1 protein-coding gene is annotated in these 479 nt (G+C 71.4%); it reads right to left on the bottom strand.

The genetic code is table 11. The annotated features are described in order from the left end of the window. A partial coding sequence (locus ACLQ22_RS31920) for a condensation domain-containing protein (protein ID WP_425695588.1) occupies positions 1-419 on the bottom strand: 419 nt, incomplete at its 3' end. Between the last annotated feature and the right edge of the window lie 60 nt (positions 420-479).

Below are 479 nucleotides of genomic sequence, written 5' to 3'. Positions count from 1 at the left end.
GCGCCGTTCCCGTCGACGATCGCCACGGCGTCGGGTTGGCGTCGGGCCGTCTCCGTCACCAGCCGCGGCACACACCCCGCATCACCGGGCGGGACCGGAACCGGGCTGGCGGTCAACGCGTCGGCGAGCCGCTCCCGCTGGGCGGCCGTGACCGCGACCATGGTGGACAGCGGGCGGTCCGGCTCGGCCAGCACGGCGGCCACCAGGGCCCGGTAGCTGTCGGCCAGCTCGGCCATCGTCGCAGGCTCGTACAGGTCGCAGGCGTAGTCGAAGAGCACCCGGATGACGTCCGGCTCCAGCTGCACCTGGACGGTGAGGTCGAACTTCGCGACCCCCTCGTCGATCGGCAGCGGCCTCATCGTGGCGGTGTGCAGCGGTGCCGGATCGGTGCCGTCCATGGTCGTGAAGACGGTTTGGATGAGGGGTGGGGTGTGGCGGTCGCGGGTGGGTTGGGTGTGTTCGACGAGTTTGTCGAAGGG

This window comes from Micromonospora sp. DT178, assembly GCF_049841695.1.
GTDB lineage: Bacteria > Actinomycetota > Actinomycetes > Mycobacteriales > Micromonosporaceae > Micromonospora.
Note: the sequence above shows the minus strand (reverse complement) of the source record. Positions and strands in the feature narration are given on the sequence as shown.